Genomic DNA, 23,091 nt, shown 5'->3' on the forward strand with positions numbered 1-23,091 from the left:
CAGCCGGTCCGAGTCACGCCCACCCATAGGCCTGCACCATGAAAAACCTCTGGCGCACCATCCAGTTCATCCCCGAATACCGGGGCCGCGTGATCGGCGTCACGCTCGTCGGCACGCTGATCGCCCTGATCGGCACCGCCACGCCCTATCTGTACAAGGCGGTCGTCGATGTCATCTCCCACCTGCTGACCGGCAAGCTCGACCATGCCGACGCCAGTTGGCAGATCACCCTGCTGCTGGGGGTGTTCTTTGCGCTGCGTATCGGCGTGGTGGTGTTCGGTGCCTTGCAGAACAAGCAGGCGGACGACCTCTGGCTCGATACCGTCAGCACCTTCCGCCAGCGCGTGTTCGACAACATGACCCAGAAGTCGATCGACTATTTCGAGAAGACCCGGGTCGGCGAGATCATGGATCGCTTCAGCGCCATCACCCAGATCACCATGTGGCTGTCCTCGCTGACCGAGGGCATCCTCGCCAGCGCCATCCAGATGGTACTGATCATTGTGGTCCTGCTCGTCAAGGCCCCCGTCGTCGGCCTGATCATGGCCGGCGTGCTGCTGTTCAATTTCTTCCTGTCCTACCGTACCGTGGGCTGGACCCACGCCTACCGGCGCGGCTGGCAGATGCTGGCGGGCCGCATGACCGGCCTGCTGGCCGAGATGGTCGGCAATATCGCCACCGTCCGCAGCTTTGGCGGCGAGGCAGCGGTCAAGCAACGCTATGACGATACCCAGGCCGAATGGATGGTCACGCGGGGCAACCTGCACAAGACCGAATGGCGGACCGAACAGGCGCTGAACCTCGTCAACACCTTCGGCGTGTTCGCCGCCGTGCTGATCACCGCCCGTGGCGCGCTGGCCGGCCACTACGGCACCGGCGACATCCTGCTGGTACTAACCCTCACCCAGAACCTGATCAACACCATCCAGCCCATCGCCCGCCAGATCAACCAGGCCGGCGAGATCGAAAGCCTGGCCGAGCGGCTGGTGGAGCTGCTGGATGTGCAGCCTGAGGTGGCGGACAAGCCGGACGCCATCCCGCTGACCGAACTCGACACCATCACCTTCGAGAACGTCAGCTTCACCTATCCCGGCAAGGATGGCGCGGCACTGCAGCACATCAGCTTCCACCTGCCCAAGGGCCAGTCGCTGGCCCTGGTCGGCACCAGCGGCAGCGGCAAGACCACCATCGTCAAGCTGCTGATGCGCTTCTATGACCCGACCGAAGGCCGCATCCTGATCAACGGCCGCGACCTGCGGGACTACCAGCAGCGCAGCGTGCGCGCGCTGATGGGCGTGGTACTGCAGGACGTAGCACTGTTCAACGACAGCATTGGCGAGAACATCGCCTTCGCCCGCCCCGGCGCCAGCCGGGACGATGTGCAGGCCGCCGCCTCGGCCGCCCATGCCGACAGCTTCATCCGCAACCTGGATGCCCAGTACGACACCCTGGTCGGCGAGCGCGGCATCAAGCTCTCCGGCGGCGAGAAGCAGCGTGTCGCCATCGCCCGCGCCATCCTCAAGGACCCGCAGCTCATCATCCTCGACGAAGCCACCAGCGCGCTCGATTCCGAATCCGAACACCTGGTCCAGCAAGGCCTGGCGCAACTGGTAAGCGGGCGCAGCTCGGTGATCATCGCCCACCGGCTGAGCACCGTCATGAACGCCAGCCTGATCCTGGTCATGCAGCAAGGCCGCGTGCTGGAGCAAGGTGCCCACAACCAGCTACGCAGCCAGGGCGGCCTCTATGCCCGCCTGTTTGCACTGCAGCGCGGCGACCAGCCGGCCCAACTGGCCGCCTGAATCCTTTCACCATCCCAACGAGACACCACCATGTCCAAAGCCAAACGCCAACTCAAGCTCGGGGTGTTCTTCACCCGCTTCGGCCACCATCCCACCGCCTGGCGCCAGCCGGAGGCCCCGCGCGCCGGCAACCCGGATTTCCGCTACTGGCTGCGCCTCGCGCAACTGGCCGAGCAGGCCAAGTTCGACAGCGTCTTCATCGCCGACTTTGTCGGCCGCTCGCCCGAAGCACTTGAAAAGCAGGCCCGCAGCGACAAGCGCTACGACTTCGAACCCATCACCTTCATGTCGGCGCTGGCAGCCGTCACCCAGCACATCGGCCTCGTCGCCACGGTAAACACCAACTTCAACGAGCCCTACAACGTCGCCCGCAAGTTCGCCTCGCTGGACCATATCAGCGGTGGCCGCGCCGCCTGGAACGTCGTCTCCTCGCTGCAGGATAGTGCCGCCCGCAGCTTCGGCCTCGACGACACCCTGAGCCACGCCGAGCGCTATGAGCGCGCCGGCGAGTTCCTCGACCTGACCCGCGCCCTCTGGGACAGCTGGGACGATGGCGCCTTCGACCATGCCGATCCCGTCAGCGGCCAGTTCTTTGATCCCGCCGCCGCCAAGCCGGTCAAGCACGAGGGCCGCTACTTCCGCTCCGATTCGCTACTGGATGTCGCCCGCCCCCTGCAGGGCTACCCGGTGCTGGTCCAGGCCGGCAACTCCGACACCGGTCGCGAGTTCGCCGCCCGCTTTGCCGAGATGACCTACGCCTCCGCCCAGCGGCTGGATGTGGCGCAGGAATACTATCGGGATGTTAAAAGCCGCCTCGCCAAGTACGGCCGCGAACCCGAGGACATCGTGATCACCCCAGGGCTCTCACCCATCATCGGCCGCACCGACGAAGAAGCGCAGGAGAAGCTGCAACGCCTGCAGGACGCGGTGGATTTCTCGCACGGGGTACAACTGGGCGGCGTCGACCTCTCCGGCTACCCGCTCGACGGCCCGGTGCCCGACCTGCCCGAAACCGAGAACGGCAAGGGCCGCCTGCAACAACTCCTGGACCGCGCCCGCCGCGACAACCTCAGCATCCGCCAGGCCGTGCTGCAATTCAGCGTCTTCCGCGGCCACAACCTGGTGGTGGGCTCGGCCAAAACGGTGGCCGATACGATAGAGCAATGGTTCACCCAGGAAGGCGCCGACGGCTTCAACCTGATCCCGCCGCAAATCCCCACCGGCTTCGAGGATTTCGTGACCGAGGTCGTACCCGAGCTACAGCGTCGCGGCCTGTTCCGCACCGAATACGAAGGCACGACGCTGCGGGAGAATCTGGGGCTGAAGCGGCCGGTAAGCCAGCACATTCGCTGATACCCCGGGCAGGCAATCAAGTACGAAGGGCAAGGAGGCACGGTATGACCGGTCCTCCTTGTCCACACGGGTAGCCGTCAAACCCGGCAGACTGCGAGAGAGCGCAGCGGAATGCGGCTCCCTGAGTGAACGCATTCAGGGGAGACCCCGTAACACCCCGCCAGCAGCCACCCACCTCGCACCAACAATATTTCCCCCACGTAATTAGTCACTTGGAACTGTTCGCGAGCAACAGTATCCTCTGCCTCGATTCGCTATCGGCATATGGCCGAGAGGTGGACGACACATCGCCGCGCCCCCTTGGGAGGTGGTCGCGGTAACAAAATGATCGAGGGGGAAATATGGATAGCATCTATCCAGCGGGGCCGGCCAATGTGCCGGCGGACCTGACCAAGGCCAATCGCCGTTACAAGCAGAAAGCCTGGCTCGCCATGGCGGGTCTGGGTTTGTTTGTCTTGCTGTATTGCTGCTTGTCGGGCTGGTTTGCCTGGCAGGCCTGGCGCCTGTTGCGCGGCGCGATCCTGGGTACGGGTGGCGATAGCTTCGTACCCTTCATCGTCGGTGGCGCCTCGGCCTTCCTGGCCGTCTTCATGCTCAAGGCACTGTTTTTCATCAAGCACGGTGGCGGCAAATCCGATGACGTGGAGGTCACCGCCAAGGATGAACCCACGCTATTCGAATTCCTGCACCGCCTGGCGGACGAAGCCGGCGCACCACGGCCGCATCGGGTATTCCTGTCGGCCCGGGTGAACGCCTCGGTCTTTTACGACCTGTCCATCCTCAACCTGCTGTGGCCGTCCAGGAAGAACCTGGAAATCGGCCTGGCCCTGGTCAACGTACTCACCTTGGGTGAGCTGAAAGCCGTACTGGCCCATGAATTCGGGCATTTTGCCCAACGTTCGATGGCCGTGGGCCGCTGGGTCTATATCGCCCAGCAGATCGCCGGCCAGATCATCTCCAAGCGCGATGCGCTCGATAAATTTCTCCAGGCCCTCTCCAATTTCGACTTCCGCATCGCCTGGATAGGCTGGCTGATGTCGCTGATCGTCTGGGCCATCCGGACACTGCTGGAAACCGCCTTCCGCCTGGTGGTCCTGGCGCAGCGGGCACTGTCGCGCGAAATGGAAATGCAGGCAGACCTGGTCGCCGTGTCGCTGACCGGTAGCGATGCGCTGATCCACGCCCTGCACAAGATGGAAGCCGCGGACGATGCCTGGGACCGTACCCTGAGCTTCGCCAATGGCGAGTTCGGCAAGGGCCGCAAGGTCGAAGACCTGTTCGCCATCCAGTCCCGCGTGATCGCGCATCTGCGGGTGGTATTCAATGATCCCGGTTATGGCAAGGAGCCCCCCGGCCCGACCGGCAGCCCGGATCAGCACCGCGTGTTCAGCGTGGATTTCGCCCGCCCGCCGCAGATGTGGGCCACCCATCCGCTGAATCACGAGCGCGAGCAGAACGCCAAGCGCGTCTATCTCGCCGCGCCGGTCGATCCGCGTAGCGCCTGGGCGCTGTTCACCCATCCGGCCGAGCTGCGCAAGCAGGTCAGCGATCACCTGATCAAGGATGTCGAGGAAAAACCGGAGGCGGTCGCCCTTGAGACCTCGCTGCAACATCTTGACGAGCTGTTCCAGCGCGAGGACCTGAACCGCTTCTATCGCGGGGCTTATCTGGGTCGGTCCGTCGTACGTGGCGTACAGCGGCCGGAAGAGCTGTACCAGCCCATGGGCGAGGTCACGGCCGATAGCCTGGCGGCGCTCTACCCAGAATCGCTGGCACCGGAGCTGGAGCAACTGCGCAATCTGGAAAAAGAAAAGGCCATGCTGGAATCGCTGCATGCCGGCACTATGGCTGCCACCGACGGCGTCATCCGCCACCGTGGCCAGCAACTACGTCGGCGTCAGCTCCCGCAGGTGATCGAACAAGTGGGCAAGGAACTGGCAGAGGTCGAGTCCAAGCTGGCCGCGCATGATCGCCAGTGCCGCAGCCTGCATCGCACTATCGCTGCCAAGCTGGGCGGTGGCTGGGAGTCCTACCTGCTAGGCCTGGCCAGTACCCTGCACTATGCCGAACACACCGAGGCAGACCTGCGCGACGCGCACGGCCTCTTCTCCAACATCGTGGCCGTCGAGACGGCGACCGGCAAGGTCAGCTCGGATGGGGTCAAGCGCGTTGTGGCTGCCGCCAATCAATTGCATGCCGTCATGTCGGAGATCGACCAGCACCGTGAAGCGGTCCAGCCCGACCCAACGGTGCTGGCTCGCATGGAGGTCGACAACTGGTCGGACGCGCTGGGCAAGTTCGATCTGGTACCGGCCAGCAAAGACAATATCAATGACTGGGTCAAGGTCATCGATGGTTGGGTCAACAGCATGGCCGGCACCTTGTCTTCCCTGCGCCGCGCCGCCTTGTGCCAGTTGCTGAGCACGGAAGCAAAGCTCGCTCGCGAGTTTCGCGAAGGCCAGGCCAGTGGCGAAGCAAGCGCCGCCAGTACGGTACCGCAACGGTATGCCACCCTACTGCCCCGCCAGGAACGCAAGCGCCAGACCAAACTCGGCTGGTGGGCACGTTTCCAACGCGCCGATGGCCCGGTCGCAACCGTAGGCCGCCTGGCGGTATCGCTGGGCATCGTCGGTACCGTGCTCGGCTTTGGTGGCAGCGCCGGCATGGCACATGTCGTCATCTACAACGGTCTGGCCCGCGCCGTGGTGGTGCAGGTCAATGAGCAATCCGTCGAACTGCCCGAGTTCGGTCACGATACCGTCGAAGTACCGACCGATGGCCAGCTCAAGATCGCAGCACGCACCCAGGATGGGCATCCCATCGAATCCTTCCCCGTCACGCTGGACGGTGGTGCATCGCGCTATGTCTACAACATCGCCGGTGCCAGCCCCCTGGTGGAATGGACCGCGACCTACGGCAGCTACGCGCCTGTCGCACCGCGCAAGCAGGGTGCGCCGCGCTGGATGGTCACCCCGGCCGAGATATTGTTCGAGGAACCACCACGGTCCATCAGCACCAAGAGCGGCGGCGGTACGCGCACGGTATTGAGCGGGCTTGGCGATCTGTCGCCGGGCGAGCAACTGGGCGACCTGGATGACGCTGCCGCCAGCCGGCAGGTCATACTCGCGCACGCTCGCTGGGATAGCGGCAATTCGACCTATGCCGCCCACTGGCTCTATAGCGCCCGCAAAATGCCCGAGGCGAAGGATCTGATGGCGGCACGCCTCAAGGACCAGCCTGCCGACGTCATTACCTTGCGTACCGAACAAGATAACGCCGGCGAGCAACGCGATGCCGTCTGCCAGCGGCAGCGGCATCAAGCCGAGCAAGCGCCCGACAATCCGGATCTGCAGTATGTGGCGGCCCGTTGCATCAGCAACATCAGTGAACGGAACCAGGCCTTCCTCGCTGGCGCGCAACGCTGGCCAAACAATGCCTGGTTCACCATGGCAGCCGGCTATACCTACGCCGAACGCATGGACTGGCCTGCCGCACTGGAACGCATGGACCGCGCACGCAAGCAGACGCCAGTGCTGGCCGACTTCGTGGGCCTGGACGTAGTACGCATCTACCGCCTGCTAGGCAAGCCAGTACCGGCAGACCTGCTGGAACGGACCGCATCGGCACGCCAGTTGATGGCGCTGGAAAGCGGTGAAGGTGTGGACAAGTCCTCGCCGATGATCGCCTACACGGAGCTGGGCCGCGGTGAGTTCGATGCCGCCTTGTCACATGCCGGGCCGCGATCACCCTTGGCGGACCGCTTGTTGCGCTTCGCTGCGGCATCGGACGGCGCCTCCACGCAACGCATCATGCAGGCGTTGGCACTCGATCCGAAGCACGGGCTCGACAACGAGACCGCCTGGGCCATGCTCGCCCTGGGGCTGCGGGAGAAAGCGGATACCACCGCCTACCGCAAGGTCCTGGATGAAGCCGATAGCGAAAGCGCCAAGGCGATGATCGCCTTTGCCGACGCGGTCGCAAGCGGGGCAGCACCGGCAGAGGCCGAGAAGCGCCTCGTGGGCGTCAGCATCGAAACCCGCGCCAGTGCCTACGCCATGGGTCTGATCCTGCTCGGCAAGCGCGCGCCCGATGCGTGGCGTACCACGGCCAAGCAACTGCTCTTTCCATCGGAGCGTCCTTACTTCTCCTGAGCGCAGGCGCTAAAGGGAGAGACTTGAACAAGGAGGGGGCTTCCCCTCCTTTTTCTATGGCGCCGCCTGCTCCGCCAATGCCTGCGCCAGCTCGGCATGCGCATACGAGGTGATCTCGAACGGATTACCGTCCGGATCACAGAAGTACATCGACCAGGAAACAGCATGATCGATGGCCTTCAGCTTCTGACCCAGCTCGACCGCCAGATGCCGCTGCCAGGCAAGAAAGCCATCCGCCGAGACCGCCAGCGCCACGGTGGCGTGGTTCTTTGCCGGCGGTCGTTCGAACAAGGCCAGATGGACCGTATCGCTGGCATTGCCCAGCGTCAGCGGGCCACCACCCGGTGCCCAGAAAGCCAGCGCCGGCAGCCGCTGCAGGCCCATCACCCTGCCGTACCACTGCTCGGCGGCGGTACGGTCGGTGACGTAGACATGGATATGGTCAACGCGATCAAGGCTGGGGATCATGCTGATTGCTCCGTTTCCAGTTCCGCGACATAGCGGCTGGCCATGCGGGCGATACGTCGGCCCAGGTAGCGCGCCGTCTCCAGGTAGGCATCGGCCACCCTGCCCTCTACGCTCTGCGCCGTCACGCCCAGATGGGTACCCAAGGGGTTGCGTCCCAGCGCATCCCGGCCAGCCGCGACGGCCAGGCTGCACCAGAGCATGCCGTGTTGTGCGGCCAGTATGTTGAAATAGCTCAGCGTATGGAGCTGGTCACCATTGAGCGTGGAGCCGATGGTAAAGCCCCCTGCCAGCTTGCCCGCCAGCGCCTGCCGGCTCCAGCGCTCGCCGGTGGCATCGGCAAAGGCCTTGAACTGTGATGACGGCCCGCCCATATAGGTGGGGCTGCCGAACAGGATGGCGTCGGCCTCGTCCAGTTGCGCCAGCAGGCCCTCGCGCCGGAAGCGGCCGTCGACGATATCCGCACCGTCGATGCACAACACGGACGCCGTGCCGATCTCCACGGCGCCCTGTCGGGCCGCCTCCGCCAGTTGTGCCGTCGTACCGGTGCCGGAGTGGTAGACAATGAGGGTATGGGTCATGAGTCAGTCATCCTTTGAAGTGATGGCTGACAGTATGAAAATTCAAGTCGACTTGAGGTCAAGCACTCGTCGGAATTAACTTCAGACCCGTTCCACCAGGTGGCGGATATGCAGGTAGTGGTCGTCCAGCTGCACGCCGGCCCGCTCCAGAAAACTCAGTATGCCTATCAGCTCGGCCTTCATCTTTGCCACCTGCTCATTCAGTTGCTCCTCGGTGATGGCATTGACCAGCGGGTCCTGCGAGGCATCCTTTTTCGCGTAGACCGCCTTCCAGCGGCCAAAGTACTTCTGCATGCTGGCTTCAAAGGTCTGCACCAGTTCCAGGTCGGCCGGGCTCAAGACATGCGCCAATTGGTCCGCGGTGACCACCTGTACCGTCCTGTCCTGCTGCTTGACGACAATCTCGCGCCCGTCCGGCTGGATCTTGAAGCGCCAATGGTCGTCTTCCGCCTCGGCCTCCTTGGGGCGCTTGGTCAACACGGCCTTGATCTGCCCGGCAATCTTGTCAAAGATCTCGATGGTGCCCTTGGTCGCGGTGACCAGCGCGGCCACCTCGGCGAGCGTCAGCATGATGCATTTCCTTTCCGGTCTACCTGAGGGGCAACACGCCCCAGGGGCAACCGGTGCTGGCGCCCCATGCCTCCTCAAGCTAGATCGGGTACCCGACTTAGGCAATACACGGCCAGGACCGATGACCGGCAATCTGCCGAACGGTCGGTCATGCCCTTGCGCTCATGGGTTCCAGGGGCTTGAATGCCACGGGTACATCCGGAAGCCCGGCTTCAAGGCGAGCGAGCCGTATCGCGGCGAGTTGGGATTTCTGAGCGCACCCTTACACCCCATCCAGCGGAGCGAGGCCATGATAGAGACACCCCGGATCACCCAGACCAGCCGGCAGCTCACCGCCGTCATTCATCTCACCATCCCGCGCGAGGAAATCCGCAACGTCATGGGGCCGGGCATCGGCGAGCTGATGTCCACCGTAGCGGCCCAGGGCATCGCCACCGCCGGGGCCTGGTTCTGCCACCATTTCAGGATGGACCCGCAGACGTTCGACTTCGAGATCGGCGTGCCGGTGGCTGCGGCGGTCCAGCCCACCGGCAGGGTCAAGGGCAGCGAGCTGCGCGCCGCCACCGTCGCCCGTACCGTCTACCACGGCGCCTATGAAGGCCTCGGCCCCGCCTGGGGCGAGTTCGAAGCCTGGATCACCATCAACGGCCACAAGAGCGCCCCCGATCTGTGGGAGTGCTACGTCGTGGGGCCAGAATCGAGCCCGGAACCGGCCAACTGGCGGACCGAACTCAACCGCCCCCTGCTGACTTGACAGCCTAGCGCGATTGCACCAGCCGCAAGCCGGCCTGCCGGACAGGCTCCGGCTGCCGCAGGGCGCCCAGGCTCTGTACCAGGCTGCGCACGGCACCATCGAGGCGCGCAGCCAGTTCGTCCTCCAGCAAGGCGCTGCCATCCGCCTGCAGGGCAATCTGCTTGTCGAGGCCATACACCCCCTGCTGCACCTCCTTCACGCTCAGCGCTGACAGTACCGGCTTGAGCGCGTAATCAATGGCCAGCATATGCGCCAGCGTGCCGCCGGTGGCGATGGGCAGCACCACCTTGCCCAGCAGCGCGCGCTCGGGCAGCACGTCGAGGATCAGCTTCAAGGTGCCGGCATAGGCTGCCTTGTAGACCGGGGTGGCGATCACCAGTCCATCGGCCTGGGCGACCAGTTCATGCAGGCGACGGATGCTGGGCTGGTCAAAACGTGCCTGCACCAGATCGTCGCTGGGAAAGTCCCGTACGCCGAGCGCCTGCACCGCAAAGCCATGGCCTTCCAGCAATTGGCCGCTATGTCGCAATACGGCGGCGGAACGGGACTGCACGCTGGGGCTGCCGGAAAGCAGAAGAATGTTCATGACAAATCCTGTTCGGGAATATCGGGGATAGGAATACCGGTCGGGCCGCCCGCAAGGCGGACGACCCGGCCTGTTACCAGCGGCTGATCAGGTTGATGCCGTACTGGCGCGGTGCAGCGTAGGAAGTCGGGTAAACCCCGCGCGTGGTCACGATCTGCGACAGGACCTTGTTGGACTGGTTGGTGACATTGGTAACGTAGGCGTTCACCTGCAGCTTCTTCTGCGCACTGAGGTAGGCCACGCGCAGGTTGCCGTTCCAGTAGCCCGGGGTCTGCTGGATAGGGTCGCCCTGCACAGTGGCGTTGTGGTAGATCTTGCTGCGATAGGACCAGTCGCTACCAAACACCAGCGCACCGCCACCATTCAGCGGCAGCCGGTACTCTGCATCCAGCCGGTAGGAGAGCTTGGGCGTGCGATAGAAGGTGTTCCCGCTCGCATCCAGCGTGGTGGGACCGACCTTGTAGACAAAGTCGGTGTACTCCGAATGCAGCACGCCCAGCGAGTTGCCCAAGCGCAGGCGATCGGTCAGTTGCGCATCCACTTCCAGCTCGAAGCCGGTGATATTGCCGTTGGAGCTACCCGCCGCGCTGGTGATGGTGGTACCGGGTACCTGCTGCTGGATATTGAGCTGCAGGTTCTTGATGTCGTAGTAGAACAGCGCCGCATTCGCGGTCACCCTGCCGCCCCAGAGACTGGTCTTCAGGCCCAGCTCGTAGTCGGTCAGGGTCTCCGGGTTGGTCTCGATGATGTCGTTGTTGACGATGGACTGATTGAAGCCCCCCGAGCGAAAACCCGTCGCCACCCGTGCAAAGCCGAGCACATCGGGGTTGAAGCGATGCTCCTGGGTGATATCCCAGTTGATCTTGGACCAGCTGTTCTGCTTGGCCAGCCGGGCTGGCGCCACGATGCCGGTGCCGGTCGTGCCGCCAGGCTGCCACCAGGCATTGCCGATCGGGAAGTCCACGATGCCTTTGTTGGCGGTGGTATCGGTCGCCGTCAGCGTCGTCTCGACAATGTCCTTCTTCTCATGCGTGCTGCGCAGGCCGAGGGTGGTGGCGTTGTCGGCATCGAGATTGAATTTCAGGTTGCCGAAGATCGCCGCGCTTTGCGACTTCTGGTCCCAGGAACTCTCGGTGTACTGCTCGGGCGTGGTGCCGGCCGCAAAGCGGGCGCTGTTGCTGAAGGAATCCGCATCCTGATGATAGTAGTAGGCACCGGCAATCCAGCTCAGTGGCTGGTTGACCGGCGAGGTCAGCCTCAGCTCCTGCGTGACCTGCCGGAAGTTGACGTTGGTACGGGAACTGGTCCGGTCCAGCAGGCTGCCGGCCGGTGTACCTACCGCGCTATACGTCTTGGCCTTACCGGTATCCACCGCCGAGATCGACGTCAGGGTATTGGTGCCGACCGCAAGGTTGATCTTGACCGTACCCCCATTGCTGGTGTCCTTGTTGTAGCCCTCACCGGCCCAGAAATCGCTGGTGCTGTCCGGGTTGGCGCCATAGGGTGGAATATAGCTGCCACCACCCTGGGTGATGGCGCCGTTGGGGTTGTTGGTCGCCACGTTATTGGTACTGGTGGCGCCGATCAGGTAGGTCGGCAGGTTGCCGCCATCGCGCACACGGGTACGCAGGCTCAGCAGAATGTCACCAGCGTCGCCCAGCAGGCTCAGCACCTGGAAGCGCGCGGCAAAGTCCTGCAGGCTCGGGCCGTCCTCATTGGTCGCGATATTGCGCGCCCAGCCATCGCCACGCTCGTAGTTGACCGATCCCCGCACCGCCACCGTGTCTTCCACGACCTGCGTATTGCCGGCGGCTTCGATATTGCGGCTGCCATAGCTACCTAAACCCAGCTTGAAGTAACCCTCATTGCCGAACTGCGGCTTGCGGCTGACGTAATGGATGGCACCACCGGTATTGTTCTTGCCCCACAGCGTGCGTTGCGGGCCGCGCAATACTTCTACCCGGTCCAGGTCATAGATGGGGAAGTTCTGGTTGGCCTGCAGGCCGATCACCACTTCGTCCACGTACACACCCAATGGCCCTTCCTGGTTGGCATTCGGGTCATTGGTACCGATACCGCGCAGGAACCAGCGCGGCTTGGAGGCACGACCACCGGACGACTGGCCGGACAGGTTGGGCACCAGGCGCTCGATATCCGCCGAAGTCGCGATCTGCTTGTCGCGGATCGCCTCGCCCGAGACAGCGGTGATCGGCAGCGGTACATCCTTGAGCTTCTGCTCACGGCGCTGCGCCGTCACCACCACCGCGCCCAGATCACTGACTTCTTCCTTCGCGCCGGGCTTGCTGGTCCTGGGTGTGGCCTCCGGGCCGGCTGCCGGTGCGTCGACCGGCGTGGCGGCTTCGTTGCTGGCGCCGGCGGGCGTGCCGGTTGCGGCATCGGCGTAGACATAAGGTGCGAGGGCCAGGCTGCTCAGGGCAAGCAGCACCGCCCGATTGAGTGGGGTAGGACGAAGACGCATTGCGATAAAACTCCGGGTTATGACGTTCGTTTTGAAAAGCACTGGCAGTGCTATAGCAGCCGCCATGCCAAGCAAATCGTCAGCCCATCGATCTCTCGCCCAACCACCCGCAAACCTCCTTTCATAACAGCGCCTTAGCGCGTATCAACCACCACCCTGCCGACCATGGCACGCGGTCATGCGCACCCGTTCCAACTGGTCAATAGACAGCAGCCCCTGCCCCTGCCCTGCTGGCTAGGCAGCAGCCGTATCATCCCCCATATGGTGTATGGCACCACCCTGCTATCATGACGAATATCCATATAATCAAACGCTTAGTAGATACCCGCCGGCAAGGGTCATCGTGTGGCACAAGCTGTGCTGAAAGGGAATGGGCAATCCCCATTACCTCATTCCACGGAGCACATGATGTCTACCCCCATTTCCACCGCCAGGACGGCGGTCAATGAACTCTGGTACACCCGCTGCCCGGTCCCTACCCCGCTGGGCCTCGCCGTACAGTTAGGCTGGTTCTACGACGAATTCTCGGACGACGGCATCAGCCTCAACACCCTGCAGGAAAGCGACGACCCGGCCATCCGAGAATCGCACTACGACCATCACCTGCCTCACTCCTTCCGCCAGGGCGGCAATGTGCCCGCGATCTGGGCCAAGGCACGCGGCGCCGATACCGTGGTGATCGGCCTCAACTGGATCGATGAATTCCAGGGCATCCTGAGCCTGCCCGACTCCGGCATCCGCACCCCCGCCGACCTGAAGGGCCGCCGCATCGCCCTGCCGGTCCACCACAACAGCATCGACCACGGCCGTGCCAGCGCCCTGCGTGGCATCCTGGTCACGCTGGAGACCGCCGGCTTCGGCAAGTCCGATGTCCAGTTGGTCGATATCGACGCCGGCCCCAGTGGCCTGCCCGGCGGCGGTGGCCGTACGCAACGCGGCGCAGGTGGCTACAAGGCCGTGATCAGCGCCTTGCAGAACCGCGAGGTCGATGCCGTCTTCGTCAAGGGGGCTCGTGGCCTCAGCACCACGCATGAGATCGGCGCGCACCTGGTCTACGACATCCGCAACCATCCGGACCCGGCTGTTCGCGCCAACAATGGCGCGCCCCGCCCCATCACCGTGGACCGCGCCCTGCTCGAAGCCCGGCCCGACCTCGTCAACCGCTTCCTGTCCCGCGTGGTGGACGCTGCCGATTGGGCCCGCACCCACCCGGCCGAGACCCTGGACTTCATCGCCCGCGAATCCGGCAGCACCATTGAATGGGTGCGCCAGGCCTATGGCCACGACGCCCATCTGCACCAGGAAACCACGCTCGATGACTGGGCCATCCAGGCCCTGGCCGGGTACCAGCAGTTCCTGCTGGAGCAGGGATTCATCGATCAGGATTTCGACGTCAGGGCCTGGATCGACCCACGACCACTCGCTGCGGTCAAAGCCGCCCGACAAGTGCTGGCAGCCTGATCAACCAAGCGCACGTAAAAAAGGAGCGTTGCCCACAAGGCACGCTCTTTTTTCCAGGTGTCGGCATCAGGGTGATCAACAGGCCCGGCCTACTTCTTCTCCGCCCGATGGCCAAAACTCAGTACCCGGGTAACCCGCCAGGTGCCGTCATTGTTCTGCCACACCATCACAAACTTGGCGATGCCCTCGCATTTGCCAGACGCCAGCTCGCAGAACCGGTGCTCGCCGACTTCCACCGCGCCGTAATCCTTGATCGGATAGACCTCCAGGGTACCGGCTACCAACTCGCGCCGCACCTTCCCGCAGATATACTTCTTGGTGTTCGCCACGACCTCATCGCGGGTCCGCGTCACACCGCCCTGATCGTGATAGAACTCCACGTCCGGCACGAACAGATCGGTAAACCGGTCCAGGTCACACCGGTTGTAGGCATCGAAAAGCTGCTGATCCAGCGCCGCCATCGTGCCAAAGAGCGCATCCTTCGGCGCAGCGTCCTTTCCCGTCTGCGCGGCACCCGCTGTCACACCTGCAGTGATGGAAAGAACTGACAATACCGTGAGCAGAAAACGAGGCATGAAGCATGTCCCTAAAATTGGCGATGACGGATAGCCGCTTATCGCAGCAGAGCAAGCCTGAACGGGCGATCAAACCCGGCTGGTCAATGGCGGGATGGCGTATCCAGTCCTATCCCGGCCCGCCATCATCATGGCATGAATACCTGCCGGCCAGGCGCTTCGTAAAACAGGGTGAACGCTACTCGCACCAGTACGGCGAGGCCTCAGGCCACCGGTGTTCGCTCCAGGTAGCGCTTCAAGGCCGATAACCGTCGCCGCGTCTCCCAACTGAAGTAGGCCTGCATCAACGGCCCCAGCCAGGCCCAACGGGGCTTGGGCGTGACCTGATAGCGAAAGCGCACTTCAACCCTGCCAGGCTCCCTGGGCAAGAATGCCCAACAGCCTGCAAACACGGCCAGCCAGCGCGATTCACTCACCATGCGGATGGCCGCCCGCTCAGGCGGAAATCAGGCGACAAACTCGACGTCCATGCTGGCGCGGTGCCAGGCAGTCACCTTGGTCCGACGAGGGCCGTCGCCTGCCGGGATCACCGCCAGCCCGGCGAAGAACGGGTCCCACTGCGCCCGGATCCCGTAGTCCTGTGCAGCATGAAAGGCGGCGTCCTGGGTGGTACGTACCTGGGTCCGGTGTTCAATGATGGGCATGGTTCAGACCAGATCGCGCAAGGCGCTGTTGAGCGAGGGGTAGCGATAGGCGAACCGGGCCGCCAAGAGCCGCGCCGGCCTGACTCGCTGGCCATCGACAAACAGCTGCGCCATCTCACCCAGCAGCAGGCGGATGGGCTGTGCAGGCAGTGGCAGCCAGGCAGGGCGATGCAGCACCTGCCCCACCCTGCGGGCAAATTCCGCCTGGGCGACCGCCTCCGGCGCGACGGCATTATATGTACCTTGCATCCCGCTATCGGCCAGGCTACGGGCGATCAAGGCCAGCACGTCATCCAGGTGGATCCAGCTCATGATCTGCTTGCCACTGCCCATGCGGCCACCCAGGCCAAGGCGGAAGGGCAGCAGCAGAGGCGCCAGGGCGCCGCCACGGCCAAATACCAGGCCCAGCCGCAGGACGACCTGCCGCAAGCGCAGTCCGGCCGCCGCCTGCGCACTGGTTTCCCAACGAACGCACAGCTCGCTCATGAAACCCTCCCCCGCCGCGCTCTGCTCGTCCAGCGATTCGCCCGCCGGCCGCACGCCGTAGTAGCCGATGGCCGAGGCCTGCACCCAGACCGCAGGCTGGTGCTCGGCGCGTCGCAGCCAGTCCAGCAAGGCTTCGGTCGTGCCCACACGGCTTGCCAGGAGTTAGGCCTTGCGGCGATTGCTCCAGCGCGGTCCGACGACTGGCGCGCCGGCCAGGTTGATGATGGCGTCGAAACGCTCCCCACCATGCAGCTGCGTCAGCGAGGGGATACAGCTCGCCCTGCCCTGGAATTGATACGCCGCTCTGAGCGGATCACGCGCCAGCACCGTGACCGCATGCCCGGCCGCCAACAACTGACCAACCAGTGCCTCACCGATAAAACCGGTCCCTCCGGTGATTAACAGCCGTTGATGCGGCACAGCCAGGAAGGGATTGACGGTGCTGCTGCGCCGGCCAAGCTGCTGCGCGGCCCAGGCATCACGCACACCGGAGAGGGCTACACCCAGGGCCATGGCCGTCAGCACCCAGCTGCGCCAATCGGGAACCTGCACCGACAAGCCGCTCGCCAGCGGCCACCATTGCAGCAAGGTCCAGCCGTAAAAGCCAAACAGCGCCCCACCGTTGATCGCCAGCACGGTGTGCAGCACCCGCTCGCTGGCCGGCAGCTTGCGGCTGGCATCTTCCTGGACGAAATCCCACAGTGTCAGGCCCACCTCCACCAGCATCACCGCAGCAATGACGATGGCCCAGACTCCCCGGAACTGCAGCCAGGCCATGCCGGCAAACACCGCGCCATACAGCACAGCCCGCAAGGCATGGATGCGTAGCTCACACCGTGCGGAAAACCGGTTGGCGAGACCTTCGGTCAGCTCGTGGTGATAGAGCGTATCGAAAGCGCCCAGCAAGCCCTGGATCAGTAACAGGTTCAAGGCCCAGTCCAGTGGTGTGGTCGTCATGGTGTGTCCTCGATCAGAATGAATGAACGAATGAATGGGTTTTCATTTATTTCTGTATAAACAGAAATTACCAGGCGAAAAAATCAGCGGTAACGGGCACTGCAGACCGCATCGGTGCAGCCATAGCCCAATAAGTGGCTGGCACGGTAACGATGGCGGGCCAGCCAGCGGTAGGCCGCACCCCACAAGGGTTTGGTCAGCGCAATCCTGAGCGGCCAGACCAGCCATCCCAGACCAACAGCGGTGTAGGCAGCGGCGATGGCATCGGTCCCTACCAGCATTCGGCCATCCGTGGTCAGGCCATGGAGTTCGGTATCCATGGCGGCGTAACTGGTGCCGTACACCCCTGCATCAAAACCTTCGCCCTGCATGTCGATGTAGGCCAGGCAGCCCTCCTTGTCCCATCCTGCCAGGCGGCGCATTTCGGCCGCACACAATGGACAGTGGCTGTCATAGAACAGTGTGAGATCGCTCATGGTTCCTCCTTCTCATCGGTACTCAGAAAGCGCGCGATCTTGCCGCCGGCTTTCAGGAATCGCTGCAGCGTCGGTGGTGGCAGATGCTTGAAGTCATCGTAGGCGCGCATCAGTATCTCGAGGAAAGCCAGCACCTCATCCATGCGGGCGCGGCTGGCCTTGTCCAGCTCAGCATCGCCATCGGCCTCCAGCGCGCATTCGCGCAGGACGGTCAGCGTTGGGTCCAGTTCACGCTTCTTGCGCTCCTCCATGATGATGCGGAAGATCTCCCATACATCCTGATGGGCCAGGAAATGGTCTCGCCTGTCGCCCAGCACATGGGTGATGCGGATCAACCCCCAGCTCTGCAGCTCCTTCAGGCTGGTGCTGACATTGGAGCGTGCGACATTGAGCGTCTCGCTGATCGCCTCGGCATGCAGCGGCTGGTTGCTCAGGAACAGCAAGGCATGGATCTGCGCCACGGTGCGGTTCACGCCCCAGCGGGTCCCCATCTCGCCCCAATGGAGGATGTACTTCTGGGTGGTGGGGCTGAGTTTCATCGCATGACCTTCTTTAATTTCTGTCGTTACAGAAATTAAAGACTCAACACGGCAAAAGGTCAAGCCCTGTGATGCATTTGCCAGCCCGTGGCTGATCACGCCGCCGGCTTGGCACCCTGCGCCAGAAACCGCTGGTGCATCTCCACCGTCAGCACCTCGATACGCTCGGTGAGTTGCTTGGTCAGTTCAGTCAGCTCGGTGTTCTGCCGCAGCAGCGTCAACATCTGCGCGGCCGTCTCCGCAGCTATCGCCTGCCGCTGCTCGGCGGCTGTCGCCAGCGCCTCTCTATGCAACGCGTCGGCATCTGCATGCACCTTGTCTCGCTCGGCTTGTCGCGTCTGGGCCAGCAGGATCAGCGGCGCGGCATAGGCGGCCTGCAGACTGAAAGCGAGATTGAGCAGGATGAACGGGTAAACGTCGAAATGCGTCCAGCCCGCTACGTTGATACCTATCCATCCCGCCACGATCAGCGTCTGCCCTACCAGAAAGACAGGGGTACCGAAGAAGCGGGCAAACGCCTCGGCTTTCAGCGCGAACCAGTCGTTACCAAACGGCGAGGCCAAGTGGGCATGAGGTCGATGGAACCGCAAATGATCGGTCCGGCTTGCACCAGATGTTACGGGCGCGTCCCCCGTATTAGGCGTTTGCATGACAGTCCCCTGCATGATGAAAGTAAGTCAGAACCCTCACTATGCACGTTCGGGCGCAAACCAGCCCACCCCGCCGAGCCAATTCCCATCGGCCAACCCGATCTTGCGCCCAACGCCGATCTCGGTGCGACAGCGAACAGACGACACGGCGATACATCGCGCATCGTGGCCTCTGAACATGGCGCAGGAGCCAGCATGACGTTCCACGAAGATATCGCGGGCCTCAAGGACCGCATTGGCCAGGCAGAGTCAGAGCGTGAAGCCTGGCGCATTGCGGGCGTCGAGGAGCGGTACCTGGTGGAAACCTACCGTCCCATGTCGCTGATCGCCTTTCTGCTTAGCGCCTTTGGCACCGATAGCAGCGACGCAGAAAGCCATCACATTTCCATTCCCAACTGGGGCGCCGCCACAGTGCCCTCCGCTGCTTTCGCACGGCACACTCACGCAAAGGAAACACGATCATGAACAAGAACCAGATCAAAGGGGCCAGCAAGGATTTGGCCGGCAAGTTGCAGGAGAGTACGGGCAAGTTGGTTGGCAGCAAGGAGCAACAAGCCCGTGGTCTGCTCAAACAAGTCGAAGGCAAGGCCGAGAAACGGCTCGGGGATGCCAAAGAGGTCATCAAGGACGCGATCGACAAGACCTAGCCCCAGAGCCCCTCCAATAACCCCATTTCCGTCGGAATGCGGCGTTGCTCGCTTAGAAACCGAGGTTTCTGGGAGCCCCCGCGAACGTGCGGTAGCGGACAGACAGACCTAGCCGTGCCCAGCGAAACTGCAGCTGGTGGTTTGTGGCGTGTCCGGCTTGGTGAGCAGGGTATCGGATACCAAGGAGACCATATGCGCACCCGGCAATTGACCGGCTGGCCCGGCGCCACACTGACAACCTTTGCCGCCTTCGCGCTGAACGGGTGTTCCTATACCCCCATGCCGCGGGCGCAAATGGCCATGGCCGAGATCGCCGTACAGCATGCCAACACACCGGACACGATCGCGCATGCCGCGAATGAGTTGCATGTCGCCATGGACAAGGTGGGGAATGCCCGGCAAGCCTTGAATAGCCAAGACTATCTCCGCGCCGGACAGCTCGCCGAACAAGCCGTACTCGATGCCCGACTGGCAGAACTGCGTGCCCGATCGGCAACAAGACAAAATGCGTATCTGCCCGACCAGGGCAAGCTGCAAAAAGCCGGCTATCGCACCCCTCAGTGACCGAACAGGAGCCGTACATGCCTATCCATGCCGCCAAGCTGACCGCCCTGATGCTCATATTGATGGGCTGCAGCGGCATCCCGGAACGCAATAGCGGGCTGGACCAGGCCAGAAGTAGCCTTGGTACCGCGCTACGGCAACCCCACCTTGGCAGCCTGGCGAGCGATGAACTGGCCCGGGCAGGCATGACACTGCGCATGGCCGAACGAAGCTGGGCCACCGGCAGCAACAGCGCCACGGTAGATCACCTGGCCTACATGACCATGCAACGTATCGCCATCGCCCGGGAACTGACTTTGCGCTACCAGGCGGAGCAAGCCATCCAGGCTTATAGCCGGGCACACGACCAACTGCTCGGTTATGACATGAGTCCCCTGCCGATCGCCCCGCTCACGCACGATCAGCGGCCCATCGCGCTTCAGTGAAAGGAAACGCCATGATCTCCCCCATCTCGCATGCCACCAACTACCTCCCTGTAGCCCATGACCAGCGTGCTGATACAGCCAGAGTGCACCAACTCGCCGATAAAGCCACGAGTGATCTGGATGACGCCATTCTCACTGCAAAGGTTCAGGCAGCCGTACTCAACGACCCTAATCTCAAAGCATCGAATATCACCGTCGACACGATCAACAGCAAAGTCCACCTCAGTGGCATCGTCAGCCTGCAGGCCAATATCGCGCTAGCTGTGAGGCTGGTACGCAATATCGAAGGTGTGAGCGCCGTCGCCAATGGACTGCGCCTGCAGTGAGGCTACCCATCGCCCTCATGCCGCAGTCAAAGGAAGCCTGATGAAGACCCAGAAAGACCGGAGCAAGCCATCCGATGGCAAGACGCCGGCACAGAATGGAGACGCAGCAAACGCCGAGGCCGCCGTGGAAGACAGTATCGCCAGTCAGCAAAATCATGCCCAACGGATCATGGCCCACGCAGCCGCGCTAATGGCGCTGGTGACCGACCAATACCAGCGGACCACGGCCATGACCCAGGTGCTGATCAAGCTCATGCTCAACACCGCCGAACCCGCCTCTCTCCCGCCTGTAGCGGCCTGGACTTTCCGTCGGCATCAGGCAAGCCGACCTGACTACTGGCGTTTTGCCGTATCTGTCCGTCGGCTGCGGCAGATCGCCGCTCTGGCGGCAGCGCGCCAGCAGAACCGCCTTTACGCTGCCAGTGGCCTGCACAAGCAGGCTGCCGGCAAGCATGAGGCAGCAGCCCAGCACCATCGTGAGGCGGCCGCCATGCATGAGGCCGCCATGCCGGAAGCGGCACAGGAAGCGAGCAATCGCGCCCAGCACAGCAGTGATCAGGCCCAACAGGTATCGGAAGCGGCGCAACCTAAAGCGGTATCGGGTGAGGACGGCAACGCCCTGGATGGACGCCCGCTATCATGACAAAAGGCGGGAGCACCCATCAGGTGCCCCGCCAAGCTACTACGCTGCTAAAGGGTAATCTTGCTGTCAGTAGATGCGGCCGTTACGTACCAGCCGTGCCCATAAGCGGCGTACCGATGGAAAGGCGCGGTTCGCACTCCAGTTAGCAGGTGGCTCGAAAGGCGTGGGTGACACTTCGGGTGCGGGCGCGCCATCGGTCGTCATATTGGCATTGGCCAGCCGTTCGGCCTTGAGTTCGCGTGGGGACAAAATGCTTTGCATGGGGATACCTCGCTGAGGAAGTCGTTGTGGAATTCATTCAGGCATGTCTGCGGTGGTACAGAAATCGTCGCTACCTCAAGGGCGCAGGCGATTACTTCGCTGCCTCACTGGCTCGGGCCTGGCGTTTTTCTGCCAGGCCACTACCAGCAAACTCCTCGTCTCCATCCTTCTACAGCGCCATCTGAGCGTGATGCTAGGCGTGCAAAGGCAGACAGTCTGTGCGGTAGCGCACACAAAAAAAGCCCCCAAATACGGGGGCCTTTCATGACTGATCAAGCCGTCGGTCGATGCTTGAATGTCTCCACGGCCGAGAAGGTATTGATCACGTTGACGACCTGATTGCTGCTGTCCCGGATCTTGCCGATGGCGATACCCGCGTTATTGGCGTACTCCACCCCCAGCTCGGCCTGCTGCAACATCTGGTTCACCCCGGTGATCGCCGAGGTCGTACCGGTCCGTATGCTCTCGATCATGGCAGAAATTTCCCGCGTGGAGCTGGAAGTCCGCTCCGCCAGCTTGCGCACCTCGTCCGCCACGACCGCAAACCCGCGACCCTGTTCACCGGCACGGGCTGCCTCGATCGCCGCGTTGAGCGCCAGCAAATTGGTCTGTTCGGCAATGTCCTTGATCGTACTGACGATGGACGAAATGCTCGAAGACTTGACCCCCAGGTCAGCAATCAATTGGGCAGAAGTCTTGGCACTATCGGCAATGCTGCGCATCTCCATCGCCGCGGTCTCAATCACGCTTGCGCCTTGCTGAGATACCTTTTCGGTTTGCTCAGAGAGCAGGTAAGCCTCCTTCACATGTTCGATGTCACTACGAATGCCCATTTCACGCGCTGTAACGTCAGTCGCATACTTCACCACCTTATAGAGCTTGCCATCCGTATCAAATAAAGGGTTGTAGGAGGCCTCTAGCCAAATCACCCGGCCGCCTTGCCCCCGCCTCTCAAACTGACCGGCGATATATTCGCCTTGATTGAGACGACGCCAGAATTGGGCATATTCCGGGGTCTGGGTATAGGTCTCATCACACAATACCCGATGATGCTTGCCCTTTAGCCACTCAAGCGGATAGCCCACTGTATTCTGGAAATGCTTGTTGGCAGTCAGGATGATGCCATCCGGCGAAAACTCGATCACCGCCATGGCGCGATTGATCGCCTGCACCTGGTTCTGTTGCTCCTGTGCCTTTTTGACGCGATCAGTAATGTCCTGGGCAAACTTGATCACCCGGCATAGCTTGCCGTCCAAACCATTAACGGGGTTATAAGAAGCTTCCAGCCAGATTACCGAGCCATCATGATGTATACGCCTGAATTGGCCAGTGACAGGCTCTCCGCGCTGTAACTTGGCCCAGAAGGCAGCGTATTCGGGGGATGCAACCTGCTGCGGCTCGCAGAATATCCGGTGATGTTTGCCGACCACCTCATCCAGCGAATAACCGACGGTATGGAGGAAGTTGTCATTGGCATTGAGTATCGTGCCGTCAGGCCTGAACTCGATGATAGCCATGGAGCGGCTCAAGGCACTCAGCACGGCCTGCTGCTCTGCATTGCATTTCTTTTGCTCCTGCAATTGCAACTGCGTCTTCTGATTGAACACGGTTACACCCTCCTGAACGGTCACTTGATCCAGAATTTTCTTATATAAATCAGAGACATTAGTGCACCAGCTTGACGCCTGGTCTACAC

The 23,091-nt window shown here is 62.6% G+C and carries 24 protein-coding genes and 1 pseudogene; 11 read left to right on the forward strand and 14 right to left on the reverse strand.

Annotated elements, in window-relative coordinates; genetic code table 11:
* Positions 1–38: 38 nt before the first annotated feature.
* From ACYVHK_RS12850 to ACYVHK_RS12860, 3 genes are all read left to right on the forward strand, one after another.
* Positions 39–1,802: an ABC transporter ATP-binding protein gene (locus ACYVHK_RS12850; protein ID WP_460532410.1), complete on the forward strand. Its 1,764-nt coding sequence runs from the start codon at positions 39–41 to the stop codon at positions 1,800–1,802.
* Positions 1,803–1,832: 30 nt separating this feature from the next.
* Complete coding sequence (locus tag ACYVHK_RS12855; RefSeq protein ID WP_460532413.1) at positions 1,833–3,155, forward strand: LLM class flavin-dependent oxidoreductase; 1,323 nt, start codon at positions 1,833–1,835, stop codon at positions 3,153–3,155.
* Between the two features lie 341 nt (positions 3,156–3,496).
* Entirely contained in the window at positions 3,497–7,306 is a 3,810-nt protein-coding gene (locus ACYVHK_RS12860) for a M48 family metallopeptidase (protein WP_460532416.1), read from the forward strand.
* A 54-nt stretch (positions 7,307–7,360) separates the two neighbouring features.
* Here the strand turns inward: ACYVHK_RS12860 and ACYVHK_RS12865 are convergent, their stop codons facing one another.
* The 3 genes from ACYVHK_RS12865 to ACYVHK_RS12875 all read right to left on the reverse strand — a co-directional run bounded on the left by ACYVHK_RS12865 (position 7,361) and on the right by ACYVHK_RS12875 (position 8,922).
* A complete protein-coding gene (locus tag ACYVHK_RS12865; protein ID WP_460532419.1) occupies positions 7,361–7,774 on the reverse strand; it encodes a VOC family protein in 414 nt (137 codons plus the stop codon).
* The gene (locus ACYVHK_RS12870) at positions 7,771–8,352 is read right to left on the reverse strand and encodes a flavodoxin family protein (RefSeq protein WP_460532422.1); all 582 of its coding nucleotides are present in this window, start codon (positions 8,350–8,352) and stop codon (positions 7,771–7,773) included. The genes ACYVHK_RS12865 and ACYVHK_RS12870 overlap by 4 nt, the downstream gene beginning before the upstream one ends.
* An 81-nt stretch (positions 8,353–8,433) precedes the next feature.
* On the reverse strand, positions 8,434–8,922 hold the full coding sequence (locus ACYVHK_RS12875; RefSeq protein WP_460532425.1) for a hypothetical protein: 489 nt from the start codon (positions 8,920–8,922) through the stop codon (positions 8,434–8,436).
* A 289-nt stretch (positions 8,923–9,211) separates the two neighbouring features.
* Here ACYVHK_RS12875 and ACYVHK_RS12880 point away from each other — a divergent pair, with 289 nt between their 5' ends.
* The gene (locus tag ACYVHK_RS12880) at positions 9,212–9,676 is read left to right on the forward strand and encodes a GyrI-like domain-containing protein (RefSeq protein WP_460532428.1); all 465 of its coding nucleotides are present in this window, start codon (positions 9,212–9,214) and stop codon (positions 9,674–9,676) included.
* 4 nt (positions 9,677–9,680) lie between these two features.
* Here the strand turns inward: ACYVHK_RS12880 and ssuE are convergent, their stop codons facing one another.
* Both ssuE and ACYVHK_RS12890 read right to left on the reverse strand, forming a co-directional pair.
* Entirely contained in the window at positions 9,681–10,262 is a 582-nt protein-coding gene (gene ssuE / locus ACYVHK_RS12885) for an NADPH-dependent FMN reductase family protein (protein WP_460532431.1), read from the reverse strand.
* A gap of 73 nt (positions 10,263–10,335) precedes the next feature.
* Complete coding sequence (locus tag ACYVHK_RS12890) at positions 10,336–12,741, reverse strand: TonB-dependent receptor (protein WP_460532434.1); 2,406 nt, start codon at positions 12,739–12,741, stop codon at positions 10,336–10,338.
* Positions 12,742–13,149: 408 nt separating this feature from the next.
* Between ACYVHK_RS12890 and ACYVHK_RS12895 the strand changes: the two genes are divergently transcribed.
* Positions 13,150–14,202: an ABC transporter substrate-binding protein gene (locus ACYVHK_RS12895; protein WP_460532438.1), complete on the forward strand. Its 1,053-nt coding sequence runs from the start codon at positions 13,150–13,152 to the stop codon at positions 14,200–14,202.
* A gap of 89 nt (positions 14,203–14,291) precedes the next feature.
* On the opposite strand, the gene ACYVHK_RS12900 is transcribed toward ACYVHK_RS12895, so the two are convergent.
* The 7 genes and pseudogenes from ACYVHK_RS12900 to ACYVHK_RS12930 form a co-directional block, all read right to left on the reverse strand.
* Positions 14,292–14,777 (reverse strand): nuclear transport factor 2 family protein, encoded by a 486-nt coding sequence (locus ACYVHK_RS12900; protein ID WP_460532441.1) that lies wholly within the window; start codon positions 14,775–14,777, stop codon positions 14,292–14,294.
* Between the two features lie 203 nt (positions 14,778–14,980).
* Entirely contained in the window at positions 14,981–15,118 is a 138-nt protein-coding gene (locus tag ACYVHK_RS12905; protein WP_460532444.1) for a hypothetical protein, read from the reverse strand.
* A 105-nt stretch (positions 15,119–15,223) separates the two neighbouring features.
* A complete protein-coding gene (locus tag ACYVHK_RS12910) occupies positions 15,224–15,421 on the reverse strand; it encodes a hypothetical protein (RefSeq protein WP_460532447.1) in 198 nt (65 codons plus the stop codon).
* A 3-nt stretch (positions 15,422–15,424) separates the two neighbouring features.
* Positions 15,425–16,864: pseudogene (locus ACYVHK_RS12915) on the reverse strand (TIGR01777 family oxidoreductase).
* Between the two features lie 83 nt (positions 16,865–16,947).
* Positions 16,948–17,340, reverse strand: coding sequence for a thiol-disulfide oxidoreductase DCC family protein (locus tag ACYVHK_RS12920; protein WP_460532451.1), 393 nt, complete (start codon positions 17,338–17,340; stop codon positions 16,948–16,950).
* Entirely contained in the window at positions 17,337–17,879 is a 543-nt protein-coding gene (locus tag ACYVHK_RS12925) for a GbsR/MarR family transcriptional regulator (RefSeq protein ID WP_460532454.1), read from the reverse strand. Before ACYVHK_RS12925 ends, ACYVHK_RS12920 begins: the two co-directional genes overlap by 4 nt.
* 95 nt (positions 17,880–17,974) lie before the next feature.
* Complete coding sequence (locus ACYVHK_RS12930; RefSeq protein ID WP_460532457.1) at positions 17,975–18,442, reverse strand: DUF1003 domain-containing protein; 468 nt, start codon at positions 18,440–18,442, stop codon at positions 17,975–17,977.
* Positions 18,443–18,724: 282 nt separating this feature from the next.
* Between ACYVHK_RS12930 and ACYVHK_RS12935 the strand changes: the two genes are divergently transcribed.
* From ACYVHK_RS12935 to ACYVHK_RS12960, 6 genes are all read left to right on the forward strand, one after another.
* Positions 18,725–18,994 carry a hypothetical protein gene (locus ACYVHK_RS12935; protein ID WP_460532460.1) on the forward strand — a complete coding sequence of 90 codons (270 nt, stop codon included), beginning with the start codon at positions 18,725–18,727 and terminating at the stop codon, positions 18,992–18,994.
* Entirely contained in the window at positions 18,991–19,176 is a 186-nt protein-coding gene (locus ACYVHK_RS12940) for a CsbD family protein (protein WP_460532463.1), read from the forward strand. The genes ACYVHK_RS12935 and ACYVHK_RS12940 overlap by 4 nt, the downstream gene beginning before the upstream one ends.
* 192 nt (positions 19,177–19,368) lie before the next feature.
* On the forward strand, positions 19,369–19,740 hold the full coding sequence (locus tag ACYVHK_RS12945) for a DUF4398 domain-containing protein (RefSeq protein WP_460532466.1): 372 nt from the start codon (positions 19,369–19,371) through the stop codon (positions 19,738–19,740).
* Positions 19,741–19,757: 17 nt separating this feature from the next.
* On the forward strand, positions 19,758–20,165 hold the full coding sequence (locus ACYVHK_RS12950; protein ID WP_460532469.1) for a DUF4398 domain-containing protein: 408 nt from the start codon (positions 19,758–19,760) through the stop codon (positions 20,163–20,165).
* 11 nt (positions 20,166–20,176) lie between these two features.
* Positions 20,177–20,491 carry a BON domain-containing protein gene (locus ACYVHK_RS12955; protein ID WP_460532472.1) on the forward strand — a complete coding sequence of 105 codons (315 nt, stop codon included), beginning with the start codon at positions 20,177–20,179 and terminating at the stop codon, positions 20,489–20,491.
* Positions 20,492–20,531: 40 nt separating this feature from the next.
* The gene (locus ACYVHK_RS12960; protein ID WP_460532475.1) at positions 20,532–21,134 is read left to right on the forward strand and encodes a hypothetical protein; all 603 of its coding nucleotides are present in this window, start codon (positions 20,532–20,534) and stop codon (positions 21,132–21,134) included.
* A gap of 66 nt (positions 21,135–21,200) precedes the next feature.
* On the opposite strand, the gene ACYVHK_RS12965 is transcribed toward ACYVHK_RS12960, so the two are convergent.
* Both ACYVHK_RS12965 and ACYVHK_RS12970 read right to left on the reverse strand, forming a co-directional pair.
* The gene (locus ACYVHK_RS12965) at positions 21,201–21,395 is read right to left on the reverse strand and encodes a hypothetical protein (protein WP_460532478.1); all 195 of its coding nucleotides are present in this window, start codon (positions 21,393–21,395) and stop codon (positions 21,201–21,203) included.
* 272 nt (positions 21,396–21,667) lie between these two features.
* Positions 21,668–23,002, reverse strand: a complete 1,335-nt coding sequence (locus ACYVHK_RS12970) for a methyl-accepting chemotaxis protein (protein ID WP_460532481.1) — start codon at positions 23,000–23,002, stop codon at positions 21,668–21,670.
* Between the last annotated feature and the right edge of the window lie 89 nt (positions 23,003–23,091).

Source organism: Chitinimonas naiadis, from assembly GCF_054780835.1.